16 protein-coding genes, 15 pseudogenes and 1 other annotated feature are annotated in these 26421 nt (G+C 65.1%); of the genes and pseudogenes, 15 read left to right on the top strand and 16 right to left on the bottom strand.

Annotated elements, in window-relative coordinates; translation table 11 throughout:
- The first annotated feature begins 19 nt into the window (after positions 1-19).
- Positions 20-1166 (top strand): annotated as a pseudogene (locus tag CK951_RS16995) (IS5 family transposase).
- A gap of 21 nt (positions 1167-1187) precedes the next feature.
- Here the strand turns inward: CK951_RS16995 and CK951_RS17000 are convergent.
- Positions 1188-1478: pseudogene (locus CK951_RS17000) on the bottom strand (transposase); the annotation flags it as partial.
- A 61-nt stretch (positions 1479-1539) separates the two neighbouring features.
- On the opposite strand from CK951_RS17000, the pseudogene CK951_RS17005 reads away from it, so the two are divergent.
- Positions 1540-2569 (top strand): annotated as a pseudogene (locus tag CK951_RS17005) (IS110 family transposase).
- A gap of 230 nt (positions 2570-2799) precedes the next feature.
- Here CK951_RS17005 and CK951_RS17010 read toward each other — a convergent pair.
- Positions 2800-3145, bottom strand: a pseudogene (locus tag CK951_RS17010) (transposase); the annotation flags it as partial.
- Between the two features lie 527 nt (positions 3146-3672).
- Between CK951_RS17010 and CK951_RS17015 the strand changes: the two are divergent.
- Positions 3673-4040, top strand: a pseudogene (locus tag CK951_RS17015) (transposase); the annotation flags it as partial.
- 95 nt (positions 4041-4135) lie between these two features.
- Here the strand turns inward: CK951_RS17015 and istB are convergent.
- Positions 4136-4951 carry an IS21-like element helper ATPase IstB gene (gene istB, locus CK951_RS17020; RefSeq protein ID WP_096787438.1) on the bottom strand — a complete coding sequence of 272 codons (816 nt, stop codon included), beginning with the start codon at positions 4949-4951 and terminating at the stop codon, positions 4136-4138.
- Positions 4948-6416: pseudogene (istA, locus tag CK951_RS22140) on the bottom strand (IS21 family transposase). Before istA ends, istB begins: the two are co-directional and overlap by 4 nt.
- 202 nt (positions 6417-6618) lie before the next feature.
- Between istA and CK951_RS17030 the strand changes: the two are divergent.
- Positions 6619-7290, top strand: a pseudogene (locus CK951_RS17030) (IS5 family transposase); the annotation flags it as partial.
- Positions 7291-7917: 627 nt separating this feature from the next.
- Here the strand turns inward: CK951_RS17030 and CK951_RS17035 are convergent.
- The 3 genes from CK951_RS17035 to CK951_RS17045 are packed head-to-tail and all read right to left on the bottom strand — an operon-like array spanning position 7918 to position 9946.
- Positions 7918-8382 carry a response regulator gene (locus tag CK951_RS17035; protein ID WP_096787439.1) on the bottom strand — a complete coding sequence of 155 codons (465 nt, stop codon included), beginning with the start codon at positions 8380-8382 and terminating at the stop codon, positions 7918-7920.
- Entirely contained in the window at positions 8379-9416 is a 1038-nt protein-coding gene (locus CK951_RS17040; RefSeq protein WP_096787440.1) for a sensor histidine kinase, read from the bottom strand. Before CK951_RS17040 ends, CK951_RS17035 begins: the two co-directional genes overlap by 4 nt.
- Complete coding sequence (locus tag CK951_RS17045; RefSeq protein ID WP_198402498.1) at positions 9416-9946, bottom strand: methanogen output domain 1-containing protein; 531 nt, start codon at positions 9944-9946, stop codon at positions 9416-9418. Before CK951_RS17045 ends, CK951_RS17040 begins: the two co-directional genes overlap by 1 nt.
- A 186-nt stretch (positions 9947-10132) precedes the next feature.
- Between CK951_RS17045 and CK951_RS21150 the strand changes: the two genes are divergently transcribed.
- Positions 10133-10330: a hypothetical protein gene (locus tag CK951_RS21150; protein ID WP_157764617.1), complete on the top strand. Its 198-nt coding sequence runs from the start codon at positions 10133-10135 to the stop codon at positions 10328-10330.
- A gap of 359 nt (positions 10331-10689) precedes the next feature.
- Here the strand turns inward: CK951_RS21150 and CK951_RS17050 are convergent, their stop codons facing one another.
- The 3 genes and pseudogenes from CK951_RS17050 to CK951_RS17060 form a co-directional block, all read right to left on the bottom strand.
- Positions 10690-13515 (bottom strand): EAL domain-containing protein, encoded by a 2826-nt coding sequence (locus tag CK951_RS17050; RefSeq protein WP_198402499.1) that lies wholly within the window; start codon positions 13513-13515, stop codon positions 10690-10692.
- Between the two features lie 85 nt (positions 13516-13600).
- Positions 13601-14254: a biliverdin-producing heme oxygenase gene (locus CK951_RS17055; RefSeq protein WP_232520772.1), complete on the bottom strand. Its 654-nt coding sequence runs from the start codon at positions 14252-14254 to the stop codon at positions 13601-13603.
- 237 nt (positions 14255-14491) lie between these two features.
- Positions 14492-15119, bottom strand: a pseudogene (locus tag CK951_RS17060) (transposase); the annotation flags it as partial.
- Positions 14696-14847: a sequence feature (AL1L pseudoknot), on the bottom strand. It overlaps the preceding pseudogene by 152 nt.
- A gap of 205 nt (positions 15120-15324) precedes the next feature.
- Between CK951_RS17060 and CK951_RS21155 the strand changes: the two are divergent.
- From CK951_RS21155 to CK951_RS21165, 5 genes are all read left to right on the top strand, one after another.
- Positions 15325-15729, top strand: a complete 405-nt coding sequence (locus tag CK951_RS21155; protein ID WP_157764619.1) for a hypothetical protein — start codon at positions 15325-15327, stop codon at positions 15727-15729.
- A gap of 70 nt (positions 15730-15799) precedes the next feature.
- Positions 15800-16264 carry a transposase gene (locus CK951_RS17065; protein WP_157764621.1) on the top strand — a complete coding sequence of 155 codons (465 nt, stop codon included), beginning with the start codon at positions 15800-15802 and terminating at the stop codon, positions 16262-16264.
- A 153-nt stretch (positions 16265-16417) separates the two neighbouring features.
- Entirely contained in the window at positions 16418-16666 is a 249-nt protein-coding gene (locus CK951_RS17070; protein WP_096787445.1) for a hypothetical protein, read from the top strand.
- A gap of 37 nt (positions 16667-16703) precedes the next feature.
- Positions 16704-16877: a hypothetical protein gene (locus CK951_RS21160; protein WP_157764623.1), complete on the top strand. Its 174-nt coding sequence runs from the start codon at positions 16704-16706 to the stop codon at positions 16875-16877.
- A gap of 14 nt (positions 16878-16891) precedes the next feature.
- On the top strand, positions 16892-17758 hold the full coding sequence (locus CK951_RS21165) for a hypothetical protein (RefSeq protein WP_157764625.1): 867 nt from the start codon (positions 16892-16894) through the stop codon (positions 17756-17758).
- A gap of 316 nt (positions 17759-18074) precedes the next feature.
- Here CK951_RS21165 and CK951_RS17075 read toward each other — a convergent pair.
- Positions 18075-18512: pseudogene (locus CK951_RS17075) on the bottom strand (IS5 family transposase); the annotation flags it as partial.
- A gap of 61 nt (positions 18513-18573) precedes the next feature.
- On the opposite strand from CK951_RS17075, the pseudogene CK951_RS17080 reads away from it, so the two are divergent.
- The 3 pseudogenes from CK951_RS17080 to CK951_RS17090 form a co-directional block, all read left to right on the top strand.
- Positions 18574-19603: pseudogene (locus tag CK951_RS17080) on the top strand (IS110 family transposase).
- Between the two features lie 408 nt (positions 19604-20011).
- Positions 20012-21158 (top strand): annotated as a pseudogene (locus CK951_RS17085) (IS5 family transposase).
- A 396-nt stretch (positions 21159-21554) separates the two neighbouring features.
- Positions 21555-21860 (top strand): annotated as a pseudogene (locus CK951_RS17090) (transposase); the annotation flags it as partial.
- Positions 21861-22129: 269 nt separating this feature from the next.
- Here the strand turns inward: CK951_RS17090 and CK951_RS17095 are convergent.
- Positions 22130-23158 (bottom strand): annotated as a pseudogene (locus CK951_RS17095) (IS110 family transposase).
- Between the two features lie 68 nt (positions 23159-23226).
- Between CK951_RS17095 and CK951_RS21730 the strand changes: the two are divergent.
- Positions 23227-23691: pseudogene (locus CK951_RS21730) on the top strand (DDE-type integrase/transposase/recombinase); the annotation flags it as partial.
- 17 nt (positions 23692-23708) lie between these two features.
- Here CK951_RS21730 and CK951_RS17100 read toward each other — a convergent pair.
- From CK951_RS17100 to CK951_RS21735, 3 genes are all read right to left on the bottom strand, one after another.
- Entirely contained in the window at positions 23709-24002 is a 294-nt protein-coding gene (locus tag CK951_RS17100) for an integrase core domain-containing protein (RefSeq protein ID WP_096787446.1), read from the bottom strand.
- A gap of 314 nt (positions 24003-24316) precedes the next feature.
- A complete protein-coding gene (locus tag CK951_RS17105) occupies positions 24317-24481 on the bottom strand; it encodes a hypothetical protein (protein WP_157764629.1) in 165 nt (54 codons plus the stop codon).
- Between the two features lie 76 nt (positions 24482-24557).
- Positions 24558-24929: a hypothetical protein gene (locus tag CK951_RS21735; RefSeq protein ID WP_232520773.1), complete on the bottom strand. Its 372-nt coding sequence runs from the start codon at positions 24927-24929 to the stop codon at positions 24558-24560.
- On the opposite strand from CK951_RS21735, the pseudogene CK951_RS21740 reads away from it, so the two are divergent.
- Positions 24841-25068, top strand: a pseudogene (locus CK951_RS21740) (N-6 DNA methylase); the annotation flags it as partial. The gene CK951_RS21735 and the pseudogene CK951_RS21740 sit on opposite strands and share 89 nt — an antisense overlap.
- A 310-nt stretch (positions 25069-25378) precedes the next feature.
- On the opposite strand, the gene CK951_RS21175 reads toward CK951_RS21740, so the two are convergent.
- Positions 25379-25738, bottom strand: a complete 360-nt coding sequence (locus CK951_RS21175) for an ATP-binding protein (RefSeq protein ID WP_157764630.1) — start codon at positions 25736-25738, stop codon at positions 25379-25381.
- Positions 25739-26421: the final 683 nt, after the last annotated feature.

The following is a 26421-nucleotide window of genomic DNA, read 5'->3' on the forward strand; positions in this document are numbered from 1 at the left end:
ATGGCGTTAGACGGGAAGCATGACGAAGCCTGCACGCCCCCGCCATCGCACGACGAACTGGCCACCTACAACCAGGCGCTCCGGAGGCGCGGGTCGCTGCTGATCTGGCTGGACAGGGAGATGGCCTGGCTCGCGCCACCTGAGGGCAGGCCTGGGCGGCCGCCGCTGTTCTCGGATGCGGCGATCCAGTTCTGCCTGTCGATCAAGGGTGAAGGGCGCCCGGAAAACGGTCCTGAGGACCGTTTTCAGCCCTGAACGGGCGGAGCCCTGGTTCCGGCTGCCGCTGAGGCAGACCGCCGGGATGGTGGCCAGCCTCCTGCGCCTGGCCGGGCTGGATTGGCCGGTTCCGGACTATTCCACCCTCTGCCGGCGGCAGACGTCCTTGGCTGTCCACATCCCGTACCGCTGCGCCGCCGGCCCGCTGAACCTGCTGGTCGACAGCACCGGGATCAAGTTCCTTGGGTGAGGCAGGACCGTGGCGCCAGTGATGAGGGGCAATCGGGAACGATCCAGTGGATCGTTCCAGCCCCGAATGCGTAAGCCTGCCGAACGGGAATGGCAGGTCCGCAAGCATGGGGCGCAGGGCCGGCGCCAATGGCGCAAGGTGCATCTGGCCATGGATGGGACCACGTCCGACATCCGCGCCGTCGAATTCACCCCCAGCCGCGACGGCGACAGCCCTGTCCTGCCCGAGCTGCTGGACCAGATCCCCGAGGATGAGGAGATCGGCACCGTGACCGGCGACGGCGCCTATGACACGCGACGCTGCCACACGGCCATCGTCGAGCGCCGCGCCACAGCCGTCATACCGATCCGCAGGAACGGCCGACCATGGAAGGAAGATGGCCCCGCCGCCCGGGCCGGAAACGAGACCCTGCGCGCCACCCGTCACTATGGCCGGGCGTTCTGGAAGCGATGGACGGGCTACCACGCCCGCAGCCGGATCGAGGCGAAGATGCCCTCGCCGGTTCGCTCGAACCGGTGGCGCTCACCGGCTCGGCTCAAGGCCTTAGGTGAACGCATCATGGCGTTCGCCACTGTCTCTCGGACCAATGGCGTTCCAATGGCTCACCCCCGACCGTCAGACCGCCGAGATCCACATCCGCGTCGCTCTCATGAACCGCTTCAACGCCCTCGACACCGCCGAGATCGTCCGCGTCGCCTGACGTCCCGGGGGGAAAGGGGAAGTCACGCCTCAAGGCGGCTTTCTGCAACAACGCCCCCGGGATGCAGACCTTCATCCCTTTGTCTTTCAACGCTTCTCGCAGCCAGTCCGCATCGTAGCCCCTGTCTGCCAGCAACCAGTCCGCCTTCGGCAGGCTGCCCGGCAGCGCTGCCGCGCCGGTGTAGTCGCTGACCTGTCCAGCGGACATGAAGAACCCGATCGGCCGCCCCTTCGCATTGGCGACGGCGTGCAACTTGGTGTTCATGCTCCCCTTGGTGCGCCCGATCTGACGTGCGCGCCCCCCTTTATGGATGGCCCGCCCCTCCCGCCGCCCTCTGCAGGATGGCGGTGTTGAATGAAGGAAGGAGTGAGCCATGAGCATTGTGATCCTGGGGATCGATCTGGGCAAGAACAGCTGCAGCGTGGTTGGACTGGATGCCAACGGCAAGGTCGTCGTGAGACGGCGGATGCGCCGTGATGGGGTGATCACCTTCGCCTCACGGTTGACACCTTGCATTATGGCGATGGAAGCGTGCTGCGGGGCGCACCACATGGGTCGTGCGCTGGCCGCGCTGGGGCACGAGATCCGGTTGATGTCGCCGGAATATGTTCGCCCCTACGTCAAGGCACAGAAGAACGATGACCGGGACGCCGAGGCGATTGCGGAAGCGGCCACCCGTCCGACCATGCGCTTTGTCGAACTCAAGAGCGAGAAGCAGCTTGACGTTCAGACGCTGCACCGGGTGCGCGATCGTCTGGTCGGGGAGCGAACCTCCCTGACCAACCAGATCCGCAGCCTGCTGCTGGAGCGCGGGCACGTCGTGGCGCAGGGTCACGGGCGGTTGCGGCTCTTGCTGCGCGATCTTCTGGATGATGGCGCCGACGCCCTGAGCCCACGCATGGCGTTCCTGCTTGGAGACATGCGCGCGCGTCGGGAAGAACTGGGACCGTCGCATCGCCGCCTTCGACGCCGAGTTTGTAGCCATGGTCCGAAGTGATGACAGGGCACGACGGCTGACGAGCATTCCGGGCATTGGAGTGCTCAATGCGACCGCGCTGGCGGCCGCGGTTGGCAACGCTGCCACCTTCGGCAAGGGCCGAGATCTAGCGGCCTGGCTGGGTCTCGTGCCTCGTCAGGCCACGACCGGCGGCAGGCCAAGGCTCCTCGGGATCACGAAGCGGGGCAGTCGCTATCTCCGCAAGATGCTGATCCAGGGCGCGCGTTCCGCCATGCCGACACTGGCGAGGACAAACACCGCCGTGGGTGTCTGGTTGCGCGGGCTGCTGTCACGTTCTCATCCCAATGTCGCCGTCGTCGCGCTTGCGGCCAAGATGGCCCGAACTGTCTGGGCGCTCCTGCGCCACGAACGGATCTACGACCCTGTGCCGTTGGCGGCGGGCTGACGAAACACGCGTCCGAGTCCTCGGACGGACACGACAAGCTGCGAGTGGTGAGAGGAAGATGGCCTGACAGTTGAACGGCGTCTCGAAAGCCTCCGGTCAAAAATGGTCTCCGAGACCGGCCCCTTTATGAGGATCGGGACGCGCGGATCTCCATCTTGGCAGCGGCTCTGGCGCCGACATGCCGTACGTTTGTGCAGACTGATCACGCTGTCACCCAATCGGCGCTTGCACCGGGGCGGGCCATACGTTGGCAGCGGCAGGCTGGAGGCCGTGCGATGCGCCTTCAGGCAGGTCGCGTCGATCATGATCGTCCTTGTGCTCGGCTCTCTCGGCCGCCAGGCCCATCATGATCCGGGCGAAGACTCCGTTCTCGCTCCAACGCTTCCAGCGATTGTAGAGGGTCTTCGCCGGCCCATACTCCCTGGGCGCGTCGCACCACCGCAAGCCATTGCGATTGATGAAGATCATGCCGCTCAACACACGCCGGTCGTCGACACGGGGCTTGCCATGGCTCCTGGGAAGGAACGGCTTCAGGCGCTCCATTTGCGCCTCGGACAGCCAGTAGAGGTTGCTCATCGGTCAGGTCTCCTTGCGAGGCCTGAATCACGCGATCCGCCCAAAGCAAATGGGTCTGGAGCCTAGCAAGACCGCCTACCTTTCCGACTTCATTATCAGGAACGATGGACAGAACGATGTGCGCCTGAGAGGCGTTGTCGATAGGTTCTTGAAATTGATTTTCACCATCTCGGTCCACACGCCGATCACTGATGAAGCGGGTATGTATGCCGCGGTGTCAGCTGCGAGCAAATCCGCGTGCTTATCACGGAAGGTAGGCGCAGCCATATACTCTGCGACCGGGGAGCTATTGAGTGTCGGCTGGAACGACGTCCCTAGAGCGCGGGACGGACTATATTCGGCGAACAATGGCGACGGGCGTCCCCCTGGATTTCGGTCTGTAGCATGACGAGACTCTGGCCGACCTAATCCTTGCTGGTTCAGCATTTGCACATCTGCCCCATGAACGTTGACGGGGCACCTCGAAAAATTGCGACTGACCCTGCCGGGTGGCATACCGGTCGCGCGATTTCTGGTGGGGGAGGGGCATGGCGCAGATGGGGTTCTTCGATCGTCGGATCGGTATGCAAGCCTCGATGCGAAACGGGATCCGCTGCTCGAGATCGACGCGCTCATGCCGTGGGAGGAGTTCCGGCCCCTGCTGACGTCGGTCTGGCGCAAGCCGCCGGGGGACCGGAAGTCCCGGGCCGGCCGCAAGGCCTGGGACGTCGTGACCATGTTCAAGACGCTGGTGCTGAGCGCGCTCTACAACCTCTCGGACGACCAGATCGAGTTCCAGATCCGCGACCGGCTGTCCTTCATGCGCTTTCTCGGATTGCGGCTCGAGGACCGGGTTCCGGATGCGAAGACGGTCTGGCTCTACCGCGAGGGGTTGGGGAAGGCGGGCAAGGTCGAAGAGGTTGTAGCGCGTCAACCAGCATGTCCGTGACCGTCAACCACCTTGGCCGGTTTTGAGGCCGCCGGGCCGGCGTATCTGGAATTGTTTTTCGCTCAGCTTTCTCCATTGCTTTGGTTGTCGGTGAGGGTTGTCGCTGGCGGTCTGCTTAGGGTCTCCTTAGTGGAGGCGGCTGCGCGCTGGCGGAAGCTTTCGGCGTTCATCTCCAGGATGGCCCCGTGGTGGACGAGGCGGTCGATGGCGGCGACCGTCATGGCTTTATCTGGGAAGATCTGGTCCCAGCCGCTGAAGGGCTGGTTGGCGGCGATGGCGATGCTGCGGTATTCGTAGCGCCGGGCGATCAGCTCGAAGAGGGCACCTGTCTCGGCTTGATCCTTGTGAGCGTAGGTGATGTGGTCGAGAATGATCAGGTCGAACTTGTCGAGCTTGGCCAGCGCGGCTTCGAGGACCAGATCGCGGCGGGCGGCTTGAAGTCGCTGCACCAGATCGCTGGTGCGGGTGTAGAAGACGCGGTGTCCCGTCTCGATCAGGGCATGGCCGATCGCGCAGAGGACGTGCGTCTTGCCCGTGCCGGAATTGCCGATGGCGATCAGGTTGCCGCCGCCCTCCAGCCAGTCGCCGGCCGCGAGAGCCTCGACCCGGGCGCGCGGCAGGGTCGGCAGCGCCTTGAAGTCAAAGGTCGCCAGCGTCTTGCCGGCTGGAAGCTGTGCCTCGTTCAGGTGACGCCGGATGCGGCGCATGTCGCGCTCGGCCAGCTCGTATTCCGCGAGGACGGCCAGAAAGCGGGCCGCCGGCCAGCCTTCGGTATCGGCGCGGGTGGCGGTCTCGGCCCAGAGTTTGTGGAAGCTCGGCAGGCGCAGCGTGGTCAGCATGCCTGGCAGCGTGTGGATGTCGATCTCGCGGGAGGTCATGCGCAGGCTCCCAGAAGGGCATCGAAGCTGTCGAGCGAGGGATGGGCGACGGCAACATCCCTCGGCAGCGCCGTTTGCTTCGGACTCAGGCGGAGCCTCAGCGGGTCAGGATCCGGCACCCGGCCGGCGGCAAGATCGTCTGCCAGGAGATGCGCCAGCTCCGCCTCGCAGGTCTGGTCGTGGGCGATGAACAGCAGGTCGACCATCCGGCGGCAGGCGTCGCGACGGGGCAGATCGCGCTGCAGCACCTTCCAGGCTGCGGCGTATTCGGTCCGCGGGAACAGGCTGTCGCGGTAGATCGAGTTCCACAGGGCTTGCGGTTTGCGCCGCAGGGCATGGATGACGTGGTGGTAGTTGATGACATGCACGCGATGGCCGTCGCCGCGGCCACGCGCCCTTGTGTGGCTGACGACCAGGGAGCTGCCGAGAAAGGCCTCGAGGCGATCGTCGTAGAGGTGGACCCGCAAACGCTGTCCGATCAGCTGCGACGGCGCGCTGTAGAAGATGCTCTTGACCAGGAAGCCGCTGGTGCGGGTGACCGGAACCACGGTCTCGGTGAAGTCAGTGGTGCGCCGGGGCGGCAGGGGCTTCAGATGCGCCTGTTCCGCCTGAATGGCGGCCGCCCGCTGCCGGTTGCGCCGTGCCACCGACATGTCGATGAAGCGCCGGTAGTCCTCGATGCAGGCGAAGTCGCGGCTGCCGCGCAGGATCAGCGCCTGTTCGATGGCCTTCTTCAGATGCCGGTTCTGAGATTCCACCGAGCCGTTCTCGTGAGCCTCGCCGCGGTTGTTGCGGCTGGCGTCCATGCCGTAATGGCCGACGAAGGCATCGTAGCGCTTGGTGATGTCCTCGCGCTGGTCGGCGGTCAGGTTGCGGAAAGCGGCCGAGAGGCTGTCGGTGCGGTGCTCCTTCGGCGCCCCGCCGAGCGACCAGAGTGCCCGGCTCGCAGGTTCTCGGCCAGAGCGGTGAAGCTCTCCCCGCCGAGAACCACGGCGACATGCTCCCAGCGGCTGTAGACCATGACGAAGTGGTAGAGCAGATGGGGGAACGGCTGGCCCGCGATCGTCACCTCCAGTTCCTCGGCATGTGTGAAGTCGGACTGGGCCATGCGGCCAGGTTCCGGCGTCTGGCGGAAGATGATGTCGCGCTCGGGTCCGTTCAGCGCCCGCCACTGTCGCACCCGCCGCTCCAGGATGCGCCGGATCCTATCATCGGGGAAGGCCAGCGGGTGCAGGCCCTGGAGGTGGCGCAGCAGGGTGATAGCCTGCAAGGCGCTGTCCCTCTCCAGCAAGGGAAGGATGTCGCCCTCCCAATAACCTTCGAGAGGATCGGTCACCGTGCGGCCGTGAACGATCTTGCGGTTCGAGGGCAGCGTCGGATCGGCCTTGAACCGTCGCGCTGTGCGCTCGCTGAACCCGGCGCGGGCGGCCGACGTGCGCTGACTGTGCTTCTGGAGGTCGGACATGTATAATCTCAATTGCTGGTCGGTGATGGGTTTGTAGGCCAACCCGGATCCTCCGTTTGACGGCAGAGGAACCCGGCTTACCAACCCGCAGCGACCAGCACCTTCCCCGAAATCACTCAGGCCGGTGGGGCTGCCCTCCAGACCGGCATGCCCGTCTTCCGTTCAGCCCCACCGGCCAAGGTGGCTGTCGCTCAACAAAGAGGTGTTTGCCCTGTTCGACGGCCACCTGGTTCGGCAGGGCCATATGGCGCGGGGCGGGCAAATCCTTGATGCGTCCATCGTGCCGGTGCCGCGCAACCATAACCGCCGGGAGGAGAACGAGGCGATCAAGGCTGGCGAGCTTCCGGACGGCTGGAAGGACAAGCTGGCGAAGATGGCGCAGAAGGACGTGGACGCCCGCTGGACGCAGAAAAACGGCAAGAGCCACTTCGGCTACAAGAACCACGTCAAAGCCGACCGCAAGCACAAGTTCGTCCGCCGCTGGCACGTGACCGACGCCGCCGTGCATGACAGTCAGGCCGTGGATGCGCTTCTGACAAGGGCCAACACGGCGAAGGACGTCTGGGCCGATGCCGCCTACCGCTCGGCCGAGATCGAGGGAAAGTTGCAGACTGCCGGCCTGCGGAGCCGGATCCACCGCAAAGGCCATCGCAACCGCCCGCTGAACGAGCGCGGCAAGCAGGGCAACCGGACGAAATCCAGCATCCGCGTCCGGGTCGAGCACATCTTCGGCGCGCAGGCCAACGACATGGGCGGCGTACTGGTGCGCACCATCGGGCTGGCGTGGGCGAAGGTGAAGATCGGCTTGAAGAACCTCGCCTACAACATGCGACGCCTCGGCCAGCTGCGGCGGTTGCACCCAAACCCGGTGTGACCATGGCTCCACGGGGCGCCTGGCTCCGTGGTCGGCTGCCGACCGGACCGCCCTGGCGGCACTCTCAACACCAAGCATTTTCGCGGACTGCCTCGACGGTCGCCTGAACTCCGCCGTCGTCTACCCGTTCCGCGCCGCGGGACCCTATTGATAGCGGTGCCCGACGGTTGCGCGTGAGCGCGAACAGCGGCTTCGCCAACGCGGCAGAGGCACGGCCTGAAGCTGCGAGACTCCTTTGCAGAGCGGGAGGTGCCGCTGCACCTCCCGCTCTGCTCCCCGCCCGATCCGACCATCCGCCGGTGCCGCGGCATCTTGCGTGGATAGGGGTCTGCATGACATCAGAAATCATGCCGATGCGGCAACGATCCTCAGCTGACCGGATGCTCCGAATGACTGGCCGGATGTTGTCGGATGCGTCGACCGGATCCGTCGGAATACGCATCCCCGGCACCGTCATCAGTCCCGGATGGTCTCATCCGCGCGCGCCACCTGCCGAGTCGGGACCTCAAGCCCCTCCAGTTGCCGTGGGACCAAAAAACGGCTGCGAACGAAGTCAAGGGAGCCTGACCGCAGCTATCTGCGGAAGCTCGCGCTGCTAACCAGCACTGCATCGGACGGTGAGGCCCGTCAGGGTCGAAGGCCCCGCAGCGCCTCGTCGACGGCCGAAACGAGCTGCAGTGTCGAAAAGGGCTTCGGCACCCAGCCTAGCGGACGAGCCGCCTGAGCGCGCTCGCGGGTTCCGGGGTCGTGATTGGCGGACATGAAGAGGGACCGTAGGCCGAAACGACGGCTGATCTCGACGGCCGCATGGATGCCGTCGCGGTTGCCTCGGATCCGGATGTCCATCAGGACCAGATCGGGTCTGTGAACCTCGGCCATATGGACCGCCTCGTCTGCGCTGGCGGCGATGCCGACGACTTCCAACCCCTCGTCTTCGAGCGCGGCCTCGATCTCGCAAGCGACCAGCCACTCGTCCTCGACCACGAGGATGCGGGCGGGCGGCTTCCGGCCAGCGGCCACGTCTTCCGCCGTCGTCGCCGCTTTGCTGGCGTCTTCCGGAGCCGAAGGCGGGGCGAAGCTGTAGAGGGTCATGGACGAGCCTCGTTGCCGCTATCGGTAAATCGCACGATCATGCGCGCCCCATTTTGGTTCTCAACTCGCAGCTCGGCGCCAAGCTGGCGACATAGGCCCCTCACGAGTCCCAGCCCCGAGGAGCGGCGCCCCGACCCGGCGCCGGGGGCGATACCGGGGCCGTCATCCTGCACGATCAGCGTGAACTCGTCGCCCTTTATATCCAGCACGATGCGAACCTCCCCTGCCCGACCGCGAAGCCCGTGCTTGACCGCGTTCGTCACCAGTTCGTTCAGGATCAGCGCCAGCGGGAAGGTGGCGTCACTGGTCAGCCGGCCCTCCGTCGCCGAAACCTCGAGGCGCACCTCCGGGCCGAGGGTGTCCGACAGGGTGCGTGCCAGAGCCTCCAGGAAGGCGGCGGACGAGACCATGGAAACTTGCTGCGTCTCGTACATCAGCGCCTGAGCCGCACCGACCGCAAGGAGGCGCTGGTTAGCCGCCTGAAGCACTTCCTTCACCTCCTCGGATCCGGTCTCGCGGATGGCGGCCGAAAAGAGCCCGACCATGAGCTGGATGTTGTTCTTCACCCGATGGTTGAGTTCGCGCAGCATGATCGTGTTGCGGTGCAGCGCCTCTTCCAGAAGCGACTGGCGCTGGCGGCGCGCATGCGCCTCCGCATTCAGCTGAGCCACCTCCTTCTTCAGCAGCGAGAAGCGGTCGGTCTCGGGGACCGTGCATCGTACCGCTATCAGAACCTGCCCGCCGGCCTCCCGCAGCCGCGCCCCCTGCACCCGCAGGCGCCGGGGCCTCCCCTCGGGCTGGCGGAACAGCAGCTGGCCTGCCACCGGGCTCGATGTTCCCGAGCAGCACCTCAGCCATGCCCGAAGCTCGTCGGACGGCGTCTCAAGAGAGGAGCCCAGATCCTCGCCGGTCCGGTCGCCGCCGACGAGGCGCAGGGCGGCAGCATTGGCGCGCATGATCCGGCCCTGCGGTGTCAGAAGGAAGACCGGCTCCTGGAGGAAATCCAGAAGCGACTGCTCGATCCCTGCCGGCATCACTCCTCCCGCCGGAAATACTCCCGCGCGTCAGGTTCGGGTGTCTCCTTCGGAGTGAAATAGACCACCACGCGGCAGCCGGCGTCGCCCGCTGCGATCGACTGCTCGATATCGACCCGCGCATAGCCGAGGTTCTCGGCTGCAATCGAGCCGAAGACGTTCGAGGTCATCATGCAGAGGGACGGTCGGCCCAGTACATGCTCGCGGAAGGGGCAGCGCCGGTTGCCGAATACGATGCGGTCTTCGCGCTCCTCGAGGATGTAGAAATCGCCCTCGATGCGCCGCTTCAGATCCACCAGCACCTCGCCGACCTGATCTCGGCTCAGCGTCTCGACCTGCAGCGCCCGGCGGTAGGCGCCATCGATATTCTCGCCCATCGCGCTGCCGACGATGCTGATGTAGCCCGAGGCCTCGTCGAGGCCGACGACCTTCTCAAGCGTTCCGGCCAGTTCCCGAAGCAGCGAACGCAGGAAGACCTCAGATTCGAGCGGTACGGCCAGATCGCGGATGCTGTCGGTCCTTGCGTCCATGGAAACCCTCCGGGTCTGCTGCAGGCCTCAACCCTGAATCAATATGATACCACCGGGAAGAACTTGCCAGCGGGGTGTTGCCGATGGGGCAGGCGAAGCGCCTGACAGGGGCTACGGCGTTCCTGCTGCATGGCCTTGGCCATGGTGATGCACGGCCCGTGTTGAAGATCGGCGTGATGTTCCCCCGTGACCGGCGTTGACTTCAAGCTCGGCGAGGATGCGGCGCTGAACTACGGCCTCCACTCTCTCCGCCACCGACCGAAATTCCATACCGCGCGCGATCTCGGCAACAGCGGCACGAAAGGCGCGGTCATCACGTCGATGGCTCTGATGGGGTTCTTGAGAGGTCGTCTGGTTTCCCCGATGGTGCCGCCTAAAGGATAGGGATTGGGCTGTCGGCCCAGCCAAGCGCAATGATCGCCACGTAGAGGCGGCACAACACACCTGAGATGCGGAAGCGGGGGCTTATCCGGACGAGCCCGCCCGAGACGCCTGTCTCAGTCGCCGCTGCGCACGAAGCCGCGGCAGTCCACTGTCCGGCCTTCCTGCGGCGCACAGCACGGATCGGCGTCACCGCGCAAGTTCAATTCTTCGCGCCACGGCCGCAGGGTCATCCTCACTCGACTTCCCCGCACGGGTAGCCGTCGGAGGGTCAGGCATTGTCCACTTGGCCGAAGCACAACGGTCCCCTGGAGCCTTCTGCAGCCGGCGGCCATGAAATGGCCAATAAGTTCACGTCGCGATCATGGAGCAGGCAAGGACGGCAGGTCCTGCTGTGATATCGAGATCAAATCGAGCGCGCCACGGATGGAAAGAGGGCGTGCGAGGCGGAAGCCCTGGGCAAAATCGGCGCCGGCTGCGCGAATGAAGGCAAGCTGGGCGGGCGTCTCGACCCCTTCCTGCACCACCGTCAGGTCCGCCGCATGGATGAGACCGTTGACCGCTGCGAAGAACCTGCCGTCCTCCGGCTCGGGGCAGGAATTGTTCAGGAAGGCACGATCGAGTTTCACGACATCCACCGGCAGGCGGCGCAGGCAGGCCAGCGACGAGAAGCCCGTGCCAAAGTCGTCAATGGCGATCCGGACCCCAAGCGCCCGGATCGAGACCAGAGCCTCGGAGACGGCCTCGTCGCTCAGGGATGTCTCGGTGATCTCGAGGCAAAGCGCCTGGGGCGGCAGGTCCGGCATCTGCCCGAGGATGTCGGCCAGACGCGCCGGGAATTCCGGTTTCGCCAGCTGCCTGGGCGACACATTCACATTGACCTTCAGATCAAGCCCGCGGCCGGCAGACCGGAACGCGATCACCTGCCGGATGGCACTGCGCAGCACCCAGTCGCCAAGCACATGGATATGGCCCAGCTTTTCGGCCATCGGAATGAAGATGCCGGGCTGAAGCGCACCGTAGCGCGGATGTTCCCAGCGCAGCAGCGCCTCGAAACCCACAAGCCTCTCCTTCTCGGGGGCCAGTGCGAAGATCGGCTGGTAGGCAAGGTGAAACTGGTCGCTCTCGAGCGCGTCGCGCAAGTCGTTGTCAAGCTCGACGAGCTGCGTTGTCTCTTCGTAGAGCGAGGACCGGAACAACTCGCCCCGGTTGCCGCCGTTCTTCTTGGCCGCATACATCGCAATGTCGGCCGCGCGCACCAGATCGAGGTCGCCGATACTGTCGGCAGTGGCAATCCCGATACTGGCCGAGATGTGGCACTTGCAGCCGGCGACTTCGAAGGGCTGCTCAAGCACCTGCCGCAGCCGCTCGGCCAGCTTCATCACCCCGCCTCTGTCCAGCCCGTGGCACAGCACCACGAACTCGTCGCCACCGAGCCGGACCACCAGATCCTCCGGACGCACACTCGCCACAAGGCTGTGCGCCACTTCGATCAGCAGCCCGTCGCCAACACCGTGGCCCATGGAATCGTTCACCGCCTTGAACCGGTCGAGGTCGATGAAGAGCAGGGCCACATCCGGCCCGCCGGTCAGCGCCGCGTCGGCCAGACGCTCCTGGAGAAAGCTGCGGTTCGCGAGGCCGGTCAGCGGGTCGTAGTGGCGCAGGCGGGCGAGTTCCGCCCGGGTGCGCTGCGCCATCTCGGCGGTGATCGCCTCGCCCAGTTCATGTGCGCAGCCCAGTTCGATCGAGGTCCAGGGAAGCGAGCGGCCCGTGACCGTCTCCTTCCAGGCGTCGAACGAGGCGCGCGGGCTCATCCGCTGGGTTAGCGGGTTCCAGGTCCCATGTTCGGCCGGGTTGCCGCCCCAGGTGATGGTCTGCAGGTGCTCGGGACGGAACCAGGCGATGAGGTCTCCGCCGCCCGAGGACAGCGGGAGCAGCAGGATGCCGCTTCCCGCCGCGGCCAGTTCCGACAGCTCGGGATAGCGCAGGGTGACATCGTCGATGGGCAGCACCTCTGGCGGCAGGGTGTGGCCCAGGATGTCCAGGGCCTTCTGCACCGCGTCGGCGGGTGGCGTCTGGCCGAACCGCAGCTCCTGCCCTGCCAGCCGAACGACCGCCCCGCTGGCCCCGACCAGGTCGAGGAGCAGCGGATCTGCCGCGACGATCGCCGCGGCCAGTGTCTCGCCGACGGAAAGCCGCTCGACCAGCGTCGAGAGCGTCGCCTGCCGGGCCAGCTTCTCGGCGGCATTCTCGACCTCGCCCAGCCGGCTCAGCAGCAGCGAGACCACCTGCCCGATCATGCCCGCCGCCGTTCGCCGCTCGGGGCCGGCGATCCGGGGGGTCATGTTGTGGCAGACCAGCATGCCCCACAGCCTCTCTCCGTCGGCCAGCCCGATGGTCAGGCTGGCGGCCGTGTGCGTGTTCTGCATGTATTCGCGGTGGATCGGCGAAACGCTGCGAAGCGAGCTGTGCGTCAGGTCGAGGGGTGTGCGACCGTCAAGCTCGGGATGGCCAAGCAGTGGCACCGGCTGGTAGCGCGAATCCGCGATCGAGCCCACCCTCTGGCGCAGGTAGAGCGCGCGCGCGATCTGCGGTATGTCCGACGCGGGGTAGCGCAGGCCGAGGTAGGGCTCGAGATCCTGCCTGCGCTGCTCGGCGATGACCTCGCCGTGGCCGTCCGGGCCGAAGCGATAGGCCATCACCCGATCGTAGCCCGTCACCTGCCGCAGCCCATGCACCGCAAGCTCGCACAATTCCACCTGTGTCGTCGCGCCCGAGAAAGTCTCGATTACCGAATGGGTGGCCCCGGGGGGCAGCGGGCAGGCCTCGTCGCGCTCCGGCTCGATGTCGAGGCACATGTAGTTGCCGGACTGGAAGGCATGGAGATGCAGCAGCCGCCCGTCCGCCCTGCGCAGGGACCCGATCGCCTCCAGCGTCTCGGAGCCGCGACGGCGGGCCTCGCGCAGCAGGATCTCGTTGACGCGCCCGATCACTGCGCCGATGGGCAGCCCGAGGACCGAGGCCGCAGGCAAGCCGAGGATCTCGTCCAGGTTTGCGCTGGCATGGGCGACGAGGCCGCTGTCGGCCCGCGCCGTGACGAGGGCGCCATGCGGCTGGATCGCGCCGGGCGTTGCGATGGGTTCCATCTCGCAGATCGAAGTGTCGAATGCGGCCGCCGGCGTCGTCATGATGATGCGTCCTTCCGCTCGCGGAAATCGGTGCCTATCCCTTTCGGACGAGCATTGCAAAGATCCTTCAGTCGGCGCGGGGCGGTCACGCCCGCCGCTCTGCCATGAAGGGAGTGAACCACTCGAGCAGCGCCGTGAAGGTGGCCACGGCTCCGGCCAGCACATCCGCCCTCTCGTCGGGATGCTCCGCGCCAAACCGCTCGAGCGCGCCCTTGAAGGTTCGCCAGAGCGTCGCCTCGGCATGGTAGGGGCCGCCGAAGAAGGCGGTTGCTTCCCCGATCTCGTCGCCGAGGCGCGCCCGAAGGTGGCGCAGGATGACCTTGCCGCCAAGCGCCGACCCTTCGAGCACATAGCGCGCGCCGAGCGCTTGGGCAAAGCTGGTCAGCGCCGGGCAACTCGCGGCGGGCGCGCGCTCAACGGTCCGCGCGTCGATGCAGAAGGCGTCGAGATCCTGGATCAGACGCCGCGAATGGCCTGGGTCCGGGTTGAAAGGCCCCAGTTCCGTCCAGCCGTCGAAGGCGGCCATCCGGCTTTCGAGCGGTTCGTAAAGCGCAAGATAATGCCCGAGCCAGGCGATGTAATTGGCCCGGTCCACGATGCTGTCGGGCAGGCCGAGGAGCACTTCAACCCGTTCGTGAAGCGCGGCCGTCTTCTGGCGGAGATCCTGCGCAAGGGGCAAGGGCGCCTCGGACAGGTCCGACCGCCGCCCGGTTTCCGGGTCCCGGCCAAGCGGGCACATCGCTGGCTCGCCGGCAGCTTCAACCTTGCCAGGCTTCCTGCGAAGAGGATGCGTCCGGTCCTGAGGCTGCGTCGTGGACGACATGTTCATGAGTATCTCTTGAGGACCATCGCGTTTAGCACTGCGAGAGGTCCCGGGCGCGTGCGCTTTCGTATGGTCGCTGACTTTCGAGAGTGCGCTCCCCTAGGCATCGATGACGAAGGCGACATAGACGAAGCCTCTCCAGGTCGCGACTTAGGTGAAATCGCTCACCCAGAGCATGTTCGGTGCGGGCACCCGGAACTGGCGGTGCGGCTTGCCGCGGATAATGCCTTGAATAGCCATGTCCCTCATCAGCCTTGCCACCGTGCAGCGGGCGACATCCAGCCCCTCGCGGCGGCGGGCGCGGTCTGACAGCCGGCACGGATCGCCCCGCTTGGCCAGATGTTCATAGTAGGTGGACGGCGCAATCGGCAGCATGCTGCAGATCGGATCGACCCCGTGCGCATCCCGATGCGCGTCAATGAAACCCACCATCACTTCGACCGGTGGTCGAGCATCTCAGGCAGCGCTGAAGCAGTGCCGCACTGCCGTCGATCATCGCAAAATACGCCGACGCCTTCCTGAGGACCTCGCTCGCCTGGTGCAACTCGCGGTTCTCCCGCTCGAGCGCCTTCATCTTCTCGGCCATATCGGTCGGGATGCCCGGGCGCCGGCCGCTGTCCACCTCGGCCTTCTTCACCCACTCGTTCAGGGTATGGGCCGAACAGCCGATCCTCGCCGCGATCGCCTGCCAGCGCGAGCCATGCTGGCCCTCGTTCTCAAGAACCAGCCGCACGGCACGTTCGCGCACTTCGGGGGAAAACTTGTTCGTGGTCTTGCCCATGATGCTCCACCTTACTCAGGAGTTGGAGCCTCCTGTCTTTGCAGAATCCGCTATGATGAAGGATGGTGCGGGCGGCATCCCGCGAGCCTCCGGGGCCATCGACGAAGCCCGTTTGCCGGCAAGGGAGCCGCCCGTTTCTTCGCATTCATCCTGAACAGTTGATTGGGGCTGTTGGCGCAGACCCCGCAGAACAGGAACAGGAGACATGATGGACCAGAACTACATCGGCGTCGATGTCGCCAAGGCGTGGCTCGACATCTACCATCCGGCTCGTGGTGCCAAGCGCATAGAAAACACACTGCCCAGTGTCCGCAGCTTCGCCCGGGCCGCGGCGCGCGAGGGTGTCTGGGTGATCTTCGAGGCCAGCGGCGGCTATGACCGGGTGCTGCGCGACGGCCTTGAGGCTGCCCAGGCCAGCTTCAGCCTGCGTCAACCCCCGTCAGGCCCGCGATTTTGCGTGAGCCATGGGGGTGATCGGCAAGACCGACCGTGTCGATGCCCGGATGCTCGCGACCTTTGGTCAAAGGTTGCAGCCACCGCAGACCCCGCCCGGCTCACCGACGCGGCAGGCACTTCTGGCGCAGATTACCCGGCGCCGTCAATTGGTTGAGATGCGAAAGCAGGAGGTGACCAGACTTCAGCAGACGACAGACTGCGAGGCCCGGTCCGACATCAGGAGCTTGATCCTGCTCCTCGAGCGGCGGATCGAAAAGGTCGAGACAAGGATCGCGGAGATCATTCAGTCTTCGCCCGAACTGGCCGAAACCGATCGCCCGCTGCAGTCGGTGCCCGGTGTCGGCACGATCGTCGCGGCCACTCTTCTGGCCGAGTTGCCTGAGATCGGCACAACAGATCGCCGAAGGATCGCAGCTCTCGCCGGCCTTGCGCCGATTGCCCGGGATAGCGGCCAACGCAACGGGAAACGTGTCATCGGTGGCGGAAGGGCCACCGTCAGGACCGCCCTCTATCTCGCTGCACTGCACGCGTCACGTCATTCGGCGACGTTCAAAGCGTTCCGAAAGAAGCTGCAGGATGCAGGAAAACCGGTGAAAACCGCTTTGACTGCGACGGCCAGGAAGCTGCTCAGCGAGCTCAACAGCATGATCTTGGGCGGAACCTGCTTTCGGGAGACTCAGCCAACCTGAATACAGTTGCCGGCAAACCCGGCGCGGTTCAGTCCCTCGACAGCAATTGAAAGGCCTTGGAAGCAATGATGTGCTTTCTGGATCAGCGCTCTTGACGACTTGTTAAAGCCTGCCCTGCACCGTCCTTGCCGTTCGTCACGAGGAGAAAGAGCCATGCATCTTCCCGCCGCAGCCCTTGTCATCACGTTTCTGCCAGCCGCGGCTGCCGCCGCGGATCTGATCGAATGCACGCGTGAAGGCAAGCCGGTGATCCGGATAAAATTGAATGGAGGAAACTTCGACGGCCACCAACTGGCCTGTATCGAGGGCGAGTTCGTCGCTGACATTGACACCGTGTGCGCCCAACGGGTGGTGGTCTCTATCCTATCCAACGGGACGCGCGAGCATCAGCAGGGTTGTTGATCGCTGGCAGGATTACGGCGACCATTCCGAAGGGGTGGTGCATCACTGGCTGACCAACACGGAGATCTATTTCTCCGGTGGTTGGATGGGAGACTGGTACACGGAGTCTTGGTCCTTCGTGGTGGATCGGCTTTCGGCGAAAGGCAATCTGAAGCTGGAAGAACGGGATGCCGGCACGTATCAGTGCGCGCGCGTCAAGACGCAGCTCTAGCGCAGGGTACCGCCGTGCTGTACAGTCTCCCGGACCGGATACTGGTCGCATTTCTTGCGATCCGGCTTATGATCAGCTGCGGTCCCGCGGGCGCGGACGGCAACGCCCAGGCTGTCGGGCCCTGCATTATGTCAGACCATTCTGGCAGCGTAATATTCGACGGCATCTGTACTGTTGCTCGATCAGGGCTCGCCAGAATCGCAAATGAAGACCGGTGCAATTTCGACACGTACGAGGTCCACTTGCCGACAGGCAAGACTCTCGATGTGCGCCGGGGAGATCAAAACGCAGGTTGCAGATCGGAAGTTAACGGCATCCCGGCACAATTTCTCGTCGTTGAACCTAACGGATATGTCACTGTCGCCTCGCGCTCAGGTGAAACCCTCCGCTTTTTCTCCGGGCAACGGGAGAGCGTGCCAAGCTATGACAATGACTTGCGCGGAATTGAATCCTGTGCAGGCCCGGAAAGCTATGGCGCCTTCCTGCAGACTTTGTATCAGGCGTATGCCGTAGACGCATCCGCTTCGAATGGATACCTCAGCAAAAAGCTCGATTCGGATGTTTTTTGGCCTTTCGGAGGAAGCTATCCGGTCGGCACCGCAACTGCCCGCAAGAATGACGACATTCTTCGCATCGGGATTCCGGTCAGGGCAACCTATTACGGTGTCCCGCTCTCCAGAATGATTTTCGAATTTGGACTCTCATACAATTACTCGAGCGAAACCTTCCTTTTCGATGCTTCCCGGTCAGAGATTAAAGCCAAGTTTGGTGCAGCTTTGGCGAATGAGGAGAAGAACCGCCAGGCACTCTATGGCGACAGCGGCTGGGCTTACGTACAAGACGGCGAACCGGGAGCATTCACGTGCGATTACAGCGACTGAGGCACCGCCCCGGATTTGTCCGGGAGCCAAAATTAGCACTCCCCGACACGACCCTCATACTCTTCTTCAATGTGCGGGGCAGCTCCCGCCAGCGGTCTGCGCTTGGGAAGGTATTCGGCAGAGACATTGCCGGTCATGCGGGGCGTCGGCCACCGACACCCGGCACCAGAGCTGACCCGCTCAGTCCCGCAGTCGTGGCGCATAAGGGCCATGTAGTCCGGCCTGAACAACGGGAAAGTGTTTGATTTACTGTGTGAACCCGCGTTTTCTGTCGCCATTGTCTGCAGGTTTTCATAGGCTCCCGACTCATTGATTGTCAGAGCCAGAACAGGACGATGGCTGCGAGTGCGATAGCGGAGAAGAAGGTGTCCGGGCATCGGTCGTATCGGCTAGCAACCCGTCGCCAGTCCTTGAGGCGGCCGAACATGATCTCGATGCGGTTGCGGCGCTTGTAACGCCTCTTGTCGTATTTCACCGCCTTCTTGCGCGATTTCCGGCCCGGGATGCAGACCTTCATCCCTTTGTCTTTCAACGCTTCTCGCAGCCAGTCCGCATCGTAGCCCCTGTCTGCCAGCAACCAGTCCGCCTTCGGCAGGCTGCCCGGCAGCGCTGCCGCGCCGGTGTAGTCGCTGACCTGTCCAGCGGACATGAAGAACCCGATCGGCCGCCCCTTCGCATCGGCGACGGCGTGCAACTTGGTGTTCATGCTCCCCTTGGTGCGCCCGATCTGACGTGCGCGCCCCCCTTTATGGATGGCCCGCCCCTCCCGCCGCCCTCTGCAGGATGGCGGTGTTGAATGAAGGAAGGAGTGAGCCATGAGCATTGTGATCCTGGGGATCGATCTGGGCAAGAACAGCTGCAGCGTGGTTGGACTGGATGCCAACGGCAAGGTCGTCGTGAGACGGCGGATGCGCCGTGATGGGGTGATCACCTTCGCCTCACGGTTGACACCTTGCATTATGGCGATGGAAGCGTGCTGCGGGGCGCACCACATGGGTCGTGCGCTGGCCGCGCTGGGGCACGAGATCCGGTTGATGTCGCCGGAATATGTTCGCCCCTACGTCAAGGCACAGAAGAACGATGACCGGGACGCCGAGGCGATTGCGGAAGCGGCCACCCGTCCGACCATGCGCTTTGTCGAACTCAAGAGCGAGAAGCAGCTTGACGTTCAGACGCTGCACCGGGTGCGCGATCGTCTGGTCGGGGAGCGAACCTCCCTGACCAACCAGATCCGCAGCCTGCTGCTGGAGCGCGGGCACGTCGTGGCGCAGGGTCACGGGCGGTTGCGGCTCTTGCTGCGCGATCTTCTGGATGATGGCGCCGACGCCCTGAGCCCACGCATGGCGTTCCTGCTTGGAGACATGCGCGCGCGTCGGGAAGAACTGGGACCGTCGCATCGCCGCCTTCGACGCCGAGTTTGTAGCCATGGTCCGAAGTGATGACAGGGCACGACGGCTGACGAGCATTCCGGGCATTGGAGTGCTCAATGCGACCGCGCTGGCGGCCGCGGTTGGCAACGCTGCCACCTTCGGCAAGGGCCGAGATCTAGCGGCCTGGCTGGGTCTCGTGCCTCGTCAGGCCACGACCGGCGGCAGGCCAAGGCTCCTCGGGATCACGAAGCGGGGCAGTCGCTATCTCCGCAAGATGCTGATCCAGGGCGCGCGTTCCGCCATGCCGACACTGGCGAGGACAAACACCGCCGTGGGTGTCTGGTTGCGCGGGCTGCTGTCACGTTCTCATCCCAATGTCGCCGTCGTCGCGCTTGCGGCCAAGATGGCCCGAACTGTCTGGGCGCTCCTGCGCCACGAACGGATCTACGACCCTGTGCCGTTGGCGGCGGGCTGACGAAACACGCGTCCGAGTCCTCGGACGGACACGACAAGCTGCGAGTGGTGAGAGGAAGATGGCCTGACAGTTGAACGGCGTCTCGAAAGCCTCCGGTCAAAAATGGTCTCCGAGACCGGCCCCTTTATGAGGATCGGGACGCGCGGATCTCCATCTTGGCAGCGGCTCTGGCGCCGACATGCCGTACGTTTGTGCAGACTGATCACGCTGTCACCCAATCGGCGCTTGCACCGGGGCGGGCCATACGTTTTGGCTGCCTCGAGGGGACCTTGAACGTCGTCGGGGAAGCGCCCCACTGGGCCCCTTTCCTGATCCCCCTCCGTCTGGTCGCCAGATCCGCTCGCCATTGTTGCAGAACTTCCGCCCGGAAGGATTCACGTCACGGCTCCATGGCGTTAGACGGGAAGCATGACGAAGCCTGCACGCCCCCGCCATCGCACGACGAACTGGCCACCTACAACCAGGCGCTCCGGAGGCGCGGGTCGCTGCTGATCTGGCTGGACAGGGAGATGGCCTGGCTCGCGCCACCTGAGGGCAGGCCTGGGCGGCCGCCGCTGTTCTCGGATGCGGCGATCCAGTTCTGCCTGTCGATCAAGGGTGAAGGGCGCCCGGAAAACGGTCCTGAGGACCGTTTTCAGCCCTGAACGGGCGGAGCCCTGGTTCCGGCTGCCGCTGAGGCAGACCGCCGGGATGGTGGCCAGCCTCCTGCGCCTGGCCGGGCTGGATTGGCCGGTTCCGGACTATTCCACCCTCTGCCGGCGGCAGACGTCCTTGGCTGTCCACATCCCGTACCGCTGCGCCGCCGGCCCGCTGAACCTGCTGGTCGACAGCACCGGGATCAAGTTCCTTGGGTGAGGCAGGACCGTGGCGCCAGTGATGAGGGGCAATCGGGAACGATCCAGTGGATCGTTCCAGCCCCGAATGCGTAAGCCTGCCGAACGGGAATGGCAGGTCCGCAAGCATGGGGCGCAGGGCCGGCGCCAATGGCGCAAGGTGCATCTGGCCATGGATGGGACCACGTCCGACATCCGCGCCGTCGAATTCACCCCCAGCCGCGACGGCGACAGCCCTGTCCTGCCCGAGCTGCTGGACCAGATCCCCGAGGATGAGGAGATCGGCACCGTGACCGGCGACGGCGCCTATGACACGCGACGCTGCCACACGGCCATCGTCGAGCGCCGCGCCACAGCCGTCATACCGATCCGCAGGAACGGCCGACCATGGAAGGAAGATGGCCCCGCCGCCCGGGCCGGAAACGAGACCCTGCGCGCCACCCGTCACTATGGCCGGGCGTTCTGGAAGCGATGGACGGGCTACCACGCCCGCAGCCGGATCGAGGCGAAGATGCCCTCGCCGGTTCGCTCGAACCGGTGGCGCTCACCGGCTCGGCTCAAGGCCTTAGGTGAACGCATCATGGCGTTCGCCACTGTCTCTCGGACCAATGGCGTTCCAATGGCTCACCCCCGACCGTCAGACCGCCGAGATCCACATCCGCGTCGCTCTCATGAACCGCTTCAACGCCCTCGACACCGCCGAGATCGTCCGCGTCGCCTGACGTCCCGGGGGGAAAGGGGAAGTCACGCCTCAAGGCGGCTTTCTGCAACAACGCCCATCGGGGACATTCCTCGGTTCAGGTTGGCTCAGCAACCCGACCCATCCGAAAAACCCGATGACCACCGCACCGCCGCCCGCCCGCTACGGCGCTTGATGTGAGCGCGCGAGCGGGCGGCGGTGCTACCGGCGAGCTACACCATTTGAAGGGACGTCACCCGTGGCGCAGGTCGATCATGTCGACGAGGCGGGGTCGGAAGAGGTCGTTCTGCTCGGGCGGGCGGGGACGGTGCTTCATGCGGCGGGCCGAAATTGCAGGGTTCTGGGCCGAAACCTAGGCTCCAGACCCATTTGCTTTGGGCGGATCGCGTGATTCAGGCCTCGCAAGGAGACCTGACCGATGAGCAACCTCTACTGGCTGTCCGAGGCGCAAATGGAGCGCCTGAAGCCGTTCCTTCCCAGGAGCCATGGCAAGCCCCGTGTCGACGACCGGCGTGTGTTGAGCGGCATGATCTTCATCAATCGCAATGGCTTGCGGTGGTGCGACGCGCCCAGGGAGTATGGGCCGGCGAAGACCCTCTACAATCGCTGGAAGCGTTGGAGCGAGAACGGAGTCTTCGCCCGGATCATGATGGGCCTGGCGGCCGAGAGAGCCGAGCACAAGACGATCATGATCGACGCGACCTGCCTGAAGGCGCATCGCACGGGCCTCCAGCCTGCCGCTCCAACGTATGGCCCGCCCCGGTGCAAGCGCCGATTGGGTGACAGCGTGATCAGTCTGCACAAACGTACGGCATGTCGGCGCCAGAGCCGCTGCCAAGATGGAGATCCGCGCGTCCCGATCCTCATAAAGGGGCCGGTCTCGGAGACCATTTTTGACCGGAGGCTTTCGAGACGCCGTTCAACTGTCAGGCCATCTTCCTCTCACCACTCGCAGCTTGTCGTGTCCGTCCGAGGACTCGGACGCGTGTTTCGTCAGCCCGCCGCCAACGGCACAGGGTCGTAGATCCGTTCGTGGCGCAGGAGCGCCCAGACAGTTCGGGCCATCTTGGCCGCAAGCGCGACGACGGCGACATTGGGATGAGAACGTGACAGCAGCCCGCGCAACCAGACACCCACGGCGGTGTTTGTCCTCGCCAGTGTCGGCATGGCGGAACGCGCGCCCTGGATCAGCATCTTGCGGAGATAGCGACTGCCCCGCTTCGTGATCCCGAGGAGCCTTGGCCTGCCGCCGGTCGTGGCCTGACGAGGCACGAGACCCAGCCAGGCCGCTAGATCTCGGCCCTTGCCGAAGGTGGCAGCGTTGCCAACCGCGGCCGCCAGCGCGGTCGCATTGAGCACTCCAATGCCCGGAATGCTCGTCAGCCGTCGTGCCCTGTCATCACTTCGGACCATGGCTACAAACTCGGCGTCGAAGGCGGCGATGCGACGGTCCCAGTTCTTCCCGACGCGCGCGCATGTCTCCAAGCAGGAACGCCATGCGTGGGCTCAGGCGTCGGCGCCATCATCCGGAAGATCGCGCAGCAAGAGCCGCATCCGCCCGTGACCCTGCGCCACGACGTGCCCGCGCTCCAGCAGCAGGCTGCGGATCTGGTTGGTCAGGGAGGTTCGCTCCCCGACCAGACGATCGCGCACCCGGTGCAGCGTCTGAACGTCAAGCTGCTTCTCGCTCTTGAGTTCGACAAAGCGCATGGTCGGACGGGTGGCCGCTTCCGCAATCGCCTCGGCGTCCCGGTCATCGTTCTTCTGTGCCTTGACGTAGGGGCGAACATATTCCGGCGACATCAACCGGATCTCGTGCCCCAGCGCGGCCAGCGCACGACCCATGTGGTGCGCCCCGCAGCACGCTTCCATCGCCATAATGCAAGGTGTCAACCGTGAGGCGAAGGTGATCACCCCATCACGGCGCATCCGCCGTCTCACGACGACCTTGCCGTTGGCATCCAGTCCAACCACGCTGCAGCTGTTCTTGCCCAGATCGATCCCCAGGATCACAATGCTCATGGCTCACTCCTTCCTTCATTCAACACCGCCATCCTGCAGAGGGCGGCGGGAGGGGCGGGCCATCCATAAAGGGGGGCCTGTGGCTCAATCACGGGTCCTGCGTCCGCCTGCGGCGCGAGCACACGAACATGTCTGGTCTTGCGACTTCGTCGAAAGCCGAACCCACGACGGGAGGCAGTTCCGCATGCTCAACGTCGTCGACGAGTTCACCCGCGAGTGCCAGACCATCCGCGTCGCCCGCAAGCTCAACTCGACCAACTTCCTCGATGGCCTCTCCGAGTTGTTCATCTGTCACGGCGTTCCCGGCCACACAGGTCCGACATCGGCCCCCAGTTCATAGCCACTGCAGCGCAGACTTGGATCGCCGCGGTCGGCACCAGGACGGTCTTCATCGAGCCCGGGCGGCCCCTGGGACTGCAGAGGGCCAGAGAACGGTCCGGGGGACCGTTATCCCGAGGCAGGGCTATTGCGAGAGCTTCAATTCCAAGCTCCGCGACGAACTGCTGGACGGCGAGACCTTCGACAGCCTCGCTGCCGTGACCCCCAACATTCATCCAGCGGACGCCAGAGCCGGTGGTCGAGAAATGCGTGGTTGTGCCGATGGAGCAATGGGCAATCGGCGCAGCGGTTCAGGTGCGCGGAGCCGATCGCCCATTGCGGTGTGTTGGGCGGCGAAAGCCTTCGGTGTCTGGTAGCCCCGGGCCGAGTGGGCGCGCTCGGTGTAATAGGTCAGGACCCAGTCGGCGACGGCCTCGCTGGCGTGGGCGATGCCGAAGAACAGGATCTCGTTGAGGAATTCACCGCGCATCCGGCCGTTGAACGCGGCTGCGTAGTCGTTCTGCATGGGGTTTGGCGGATCGCACCCTGCTCGAACAGTGGGACGCGGACATGAAGGCCGGCAACTGGCCGCTGAAGGCGTTGGAGTGGCTCGAGCGGCAGGGGATCGCCTTGGGGCTTCCCAGCGTCTATCGGCTCACGAAGCAGGGTCGTCATCCTCGGGGTTCCGTACAACAGCCTGCGGCTCGCGCGCCACTTCACCGTCGGAGGCGCGATCGACGTCGAGGTCCCGGGGGGGGGATCCGCGTGAAGATTGGTGATGACTGGGTCGAAGTGCCAGCCCGGCACACGCGGTTCCGGGGCGTGCCGGCGCGGGTGCCATCATGGGCGGTCGAACACGCGGCCCAGGCCCAGCCGCCGCAGGCAGACCTCCGGCAACCCGCCGCGGGAAGCGGAACGTTGAAGATGACGCGCGCGCAGCGCCGCCGCCACGGCGCAGCCTTGCGCCACGGCACGTTCGGTTCGCGTCCCGAGTGTCTCTTCCATCGGCATGACCTCCTCCATTGTCTTCGTGTGGAAGCACCGGGGGTCAAGCGCCGGCCCCGAACAGCGCCGGCGGAGGTCATGCGGCGGCCCTCCGGGGAGCCGCGTCCTGAAGATCGTCGAAGGAGTCGACCACCTCGCGGAAGGCCTCGGTGAGCCTGCAGTTCTCGTGCACCCTCGGATCCGCAGGATTGATCGCGGCGAAGTACCCGGCGGCATCACCGTCCGGATCGTCCACCTCGTCGAGAGCGAGAAGGCGCAGGAGCGCCGCAAGCTCGCGACGCAGCAGAGGTGGAACGCGTGCGGCCTGCGCAACCTGCCCTTGTCGGCCAGGGCCTGGTCCGCTGCTTGACCGCGGAGGCGAAATCGGCCGCTTCATCGACGGCGACCCGCCGGCCAAGACCGGCAATTTCGCCTTCCTGCTGCACATCCTTGCCTTGATGATGGCCACCGGCTCGAGCGCGGTGATCCTGCCGCATGGCGTCCTCTTCCGTGGCAACGCCGAGGCCCGGCTACGCGAGAAGCTTCTGAGGCGCGGTTACATCAAGGGCATCGCTGGTCTGCCCGACAACCTTCTCTACGGCACCGGCAGGCGATCGAGGATCGCGGTAACCAGCACCTCGTCCCTGGCGAGCAACTCGATCCAGTGGCGGATCCTCTTGTTCGTGGCGATGATCATGGCGACAAGGCCATCGGTAGTTGGCGAGGCGGAAGAACAGGCTCGCAACTTCGCGGCTCATGGAGTCGTCGCCCATCTCGTCCATCAGGAGCAGCGTACTGAACATGCACTTGCGCTTCTTGGGCCGGTTCGGCGGCAGGGGGTCCTCGGCGCGCAGGGCGGTCAGCACCTCTCGAAACGAAAGGAGTGCACCGAGAACCGGAACTGGATCGCCCGGATGCCTAACCCGCATGGCAGGTGCGCCCCACCCCGGGCGGGCCCTGCATCAGCACGACCTGGGAGTTGCGGATCCAGGCGCCGGCGGCGAGCGTCTCGATGCGTAATCGTTCGATGGTCGGCTGGAACGCAAAGTCGAAGTTTTCCAGAGTCGCGCCGGTCGAGACCGTTGCGGTCTTCAGCATCGTGCGCACGCGCGGTTTCTCACGGCCGGAGCGTCCGGCGTCGAGCAGTCGGTCCAGAAAGAACCGGGCCTGCATCTCGGTCTGCACTGCCTCGGACAGAGAACCTTCAAGCGCATCGAGGGCGTCGCCAAGGCCGAGTGGGGCCAGCTTCTCCCGCGTCCTGTCGATGTCGAGCTTCACCCGCGGGAGGCTCATAGCGTCACCTCCGCCAGGCGGGCGCACAGATCGAGGGAACGATTCTGGACCTTGGCGGCCGAGATCTCCTTCAGGCACCGTTCCATCTGGCGAGGGGACGCGGCATCGCGCGGTGAAGGCGGCCGAACGGCCGCCCCGGTCTTCCGCGGCGGTACGCGATAGCCTTGTCGGGATCGGCCGCATCCTTCCTGTTGGCCGCCGGTTGGAGGTGTCCATCAGCCCCCTGCATCCCTCGCCGTTGTCGGCGGACGCCGCGCGATCGCCGGGACCGCGCGGGTGCAACAGGAGGACACCCGCGCAGGATTACGTCTAGAAACCGCGGGTTCGCCGCAACTATTGCGCGGCCGCTTCCTGCTGCGGTTGCCGGCCTGACCGTCCGCCGCAGCGTCCGGAACACCGCCGCCGCATCCCTGCCTCGCTCTCCCCGCGTGCCCTCTGCCAGTGCTTCGCACCGTGTCCTTCAGGCTTGCCCTCCCGCCCCCCGAGCGCGCGGGCGTGCTGGGTGAAAGGATGTGCGCTGCAGTAGCGGCGTAAGGCTACCGGTGCAGATCGGCTGCATCCAGCGATGGCAGACCGGTTCGTGGCCAGCGGACGAAAAGAAACTCCAGCCGATTTTCATTTGCCCGCCACCGAGGCGCATTCGCCTGGAACTTATCTGCGTCAGGTTC

The sequence above is a fragment of the Rhodobacter sp. CZR27 genome (assembly GCF_002407205.1).
Lineage (GTDB): Bacteria > Pseudomonadota > Alphaproteobacteria > Rhodobacterales > Rhodobacteraceae > Cereibacter_A.

What these genes read in the sequence shown, in the direction of transcription:
- CK951_RS17105 (WP_157764629.1), bottom strand. Translation starts at nt 24,481, where the DNA reads ATGGAAGAGACACTCGGGACGCGAACCGAACGTGCCGTGGCGCAAGGC.
- CK951_RS17055 (WP_232520772.1), bottom strand. Translation starts at nt 14,254, where the DNA reads ATGTGCCCGCTTGGCCGGGACCCGGAAACCGGGCGGCGGTCGGACCTG.
- istB (WP_096787438.1), bottom strand. Translation starts at nt 4,951, where the DNA reads ATGACCTCCCGCGAGATCGACATCCACACGCTGCCAGGCATGCTGACC.
- CK951_RS21155 (WP_157764619.1), top strand. Translation starts at nt 15,325, where the DNA reads ATGATGGACCAGAACTACATCGGCGTCGATGTCGCCAAGGCGTGGCTC.
- CK951_RS17035 (WP_096787439.1), bottom strand. Translation starts at nt 8,382, where the DNA reads ATGACCCTCTACAGCTTCGCCCCGCCTTCGGCTCCGGAAGACGCCAGC.
- CK951_RS17100 (WP_096787446.1), bottom strand. Translation starts at nt 24,002, where the DNA reads ATGCAGAACGACTACGCAGCCGCGTTCAACGGCCGGATGCGCGGTGAA.
- CK951_RS17050 (WP_198402499.1), bottom strand. Translation starts at nt 13,515, where the DNA reads ATGACGACGCCGGCGGCCGCATTCGACACTTCGATCTGCGAGATGGAA.
- CK951_RS17040 (WP_096787440.1), bottom strand. Translation starts at nt 9,416, where the DNA reads ATGCCGGCAGGGATCGAGCAGTCGCTTCTGGATTTCCTCCAGGAGCCG.
- CK951_RS17070 (WP_096787445.1), top strand. Translation starts at nt 16,418, where the DNA reads ATGCATCTTCCCGCCGCAGCCCTTGTCATCACGTTTCTGCCAGCCGCG.
- CK951_RS17045 (WP_198402498.1), bottom strand. Translation starts at nt 9,946, where the DNA reads ATGGACGCAAGGACCGACAGCATCCGCGATCTGGCCGTACCGCTCGAA.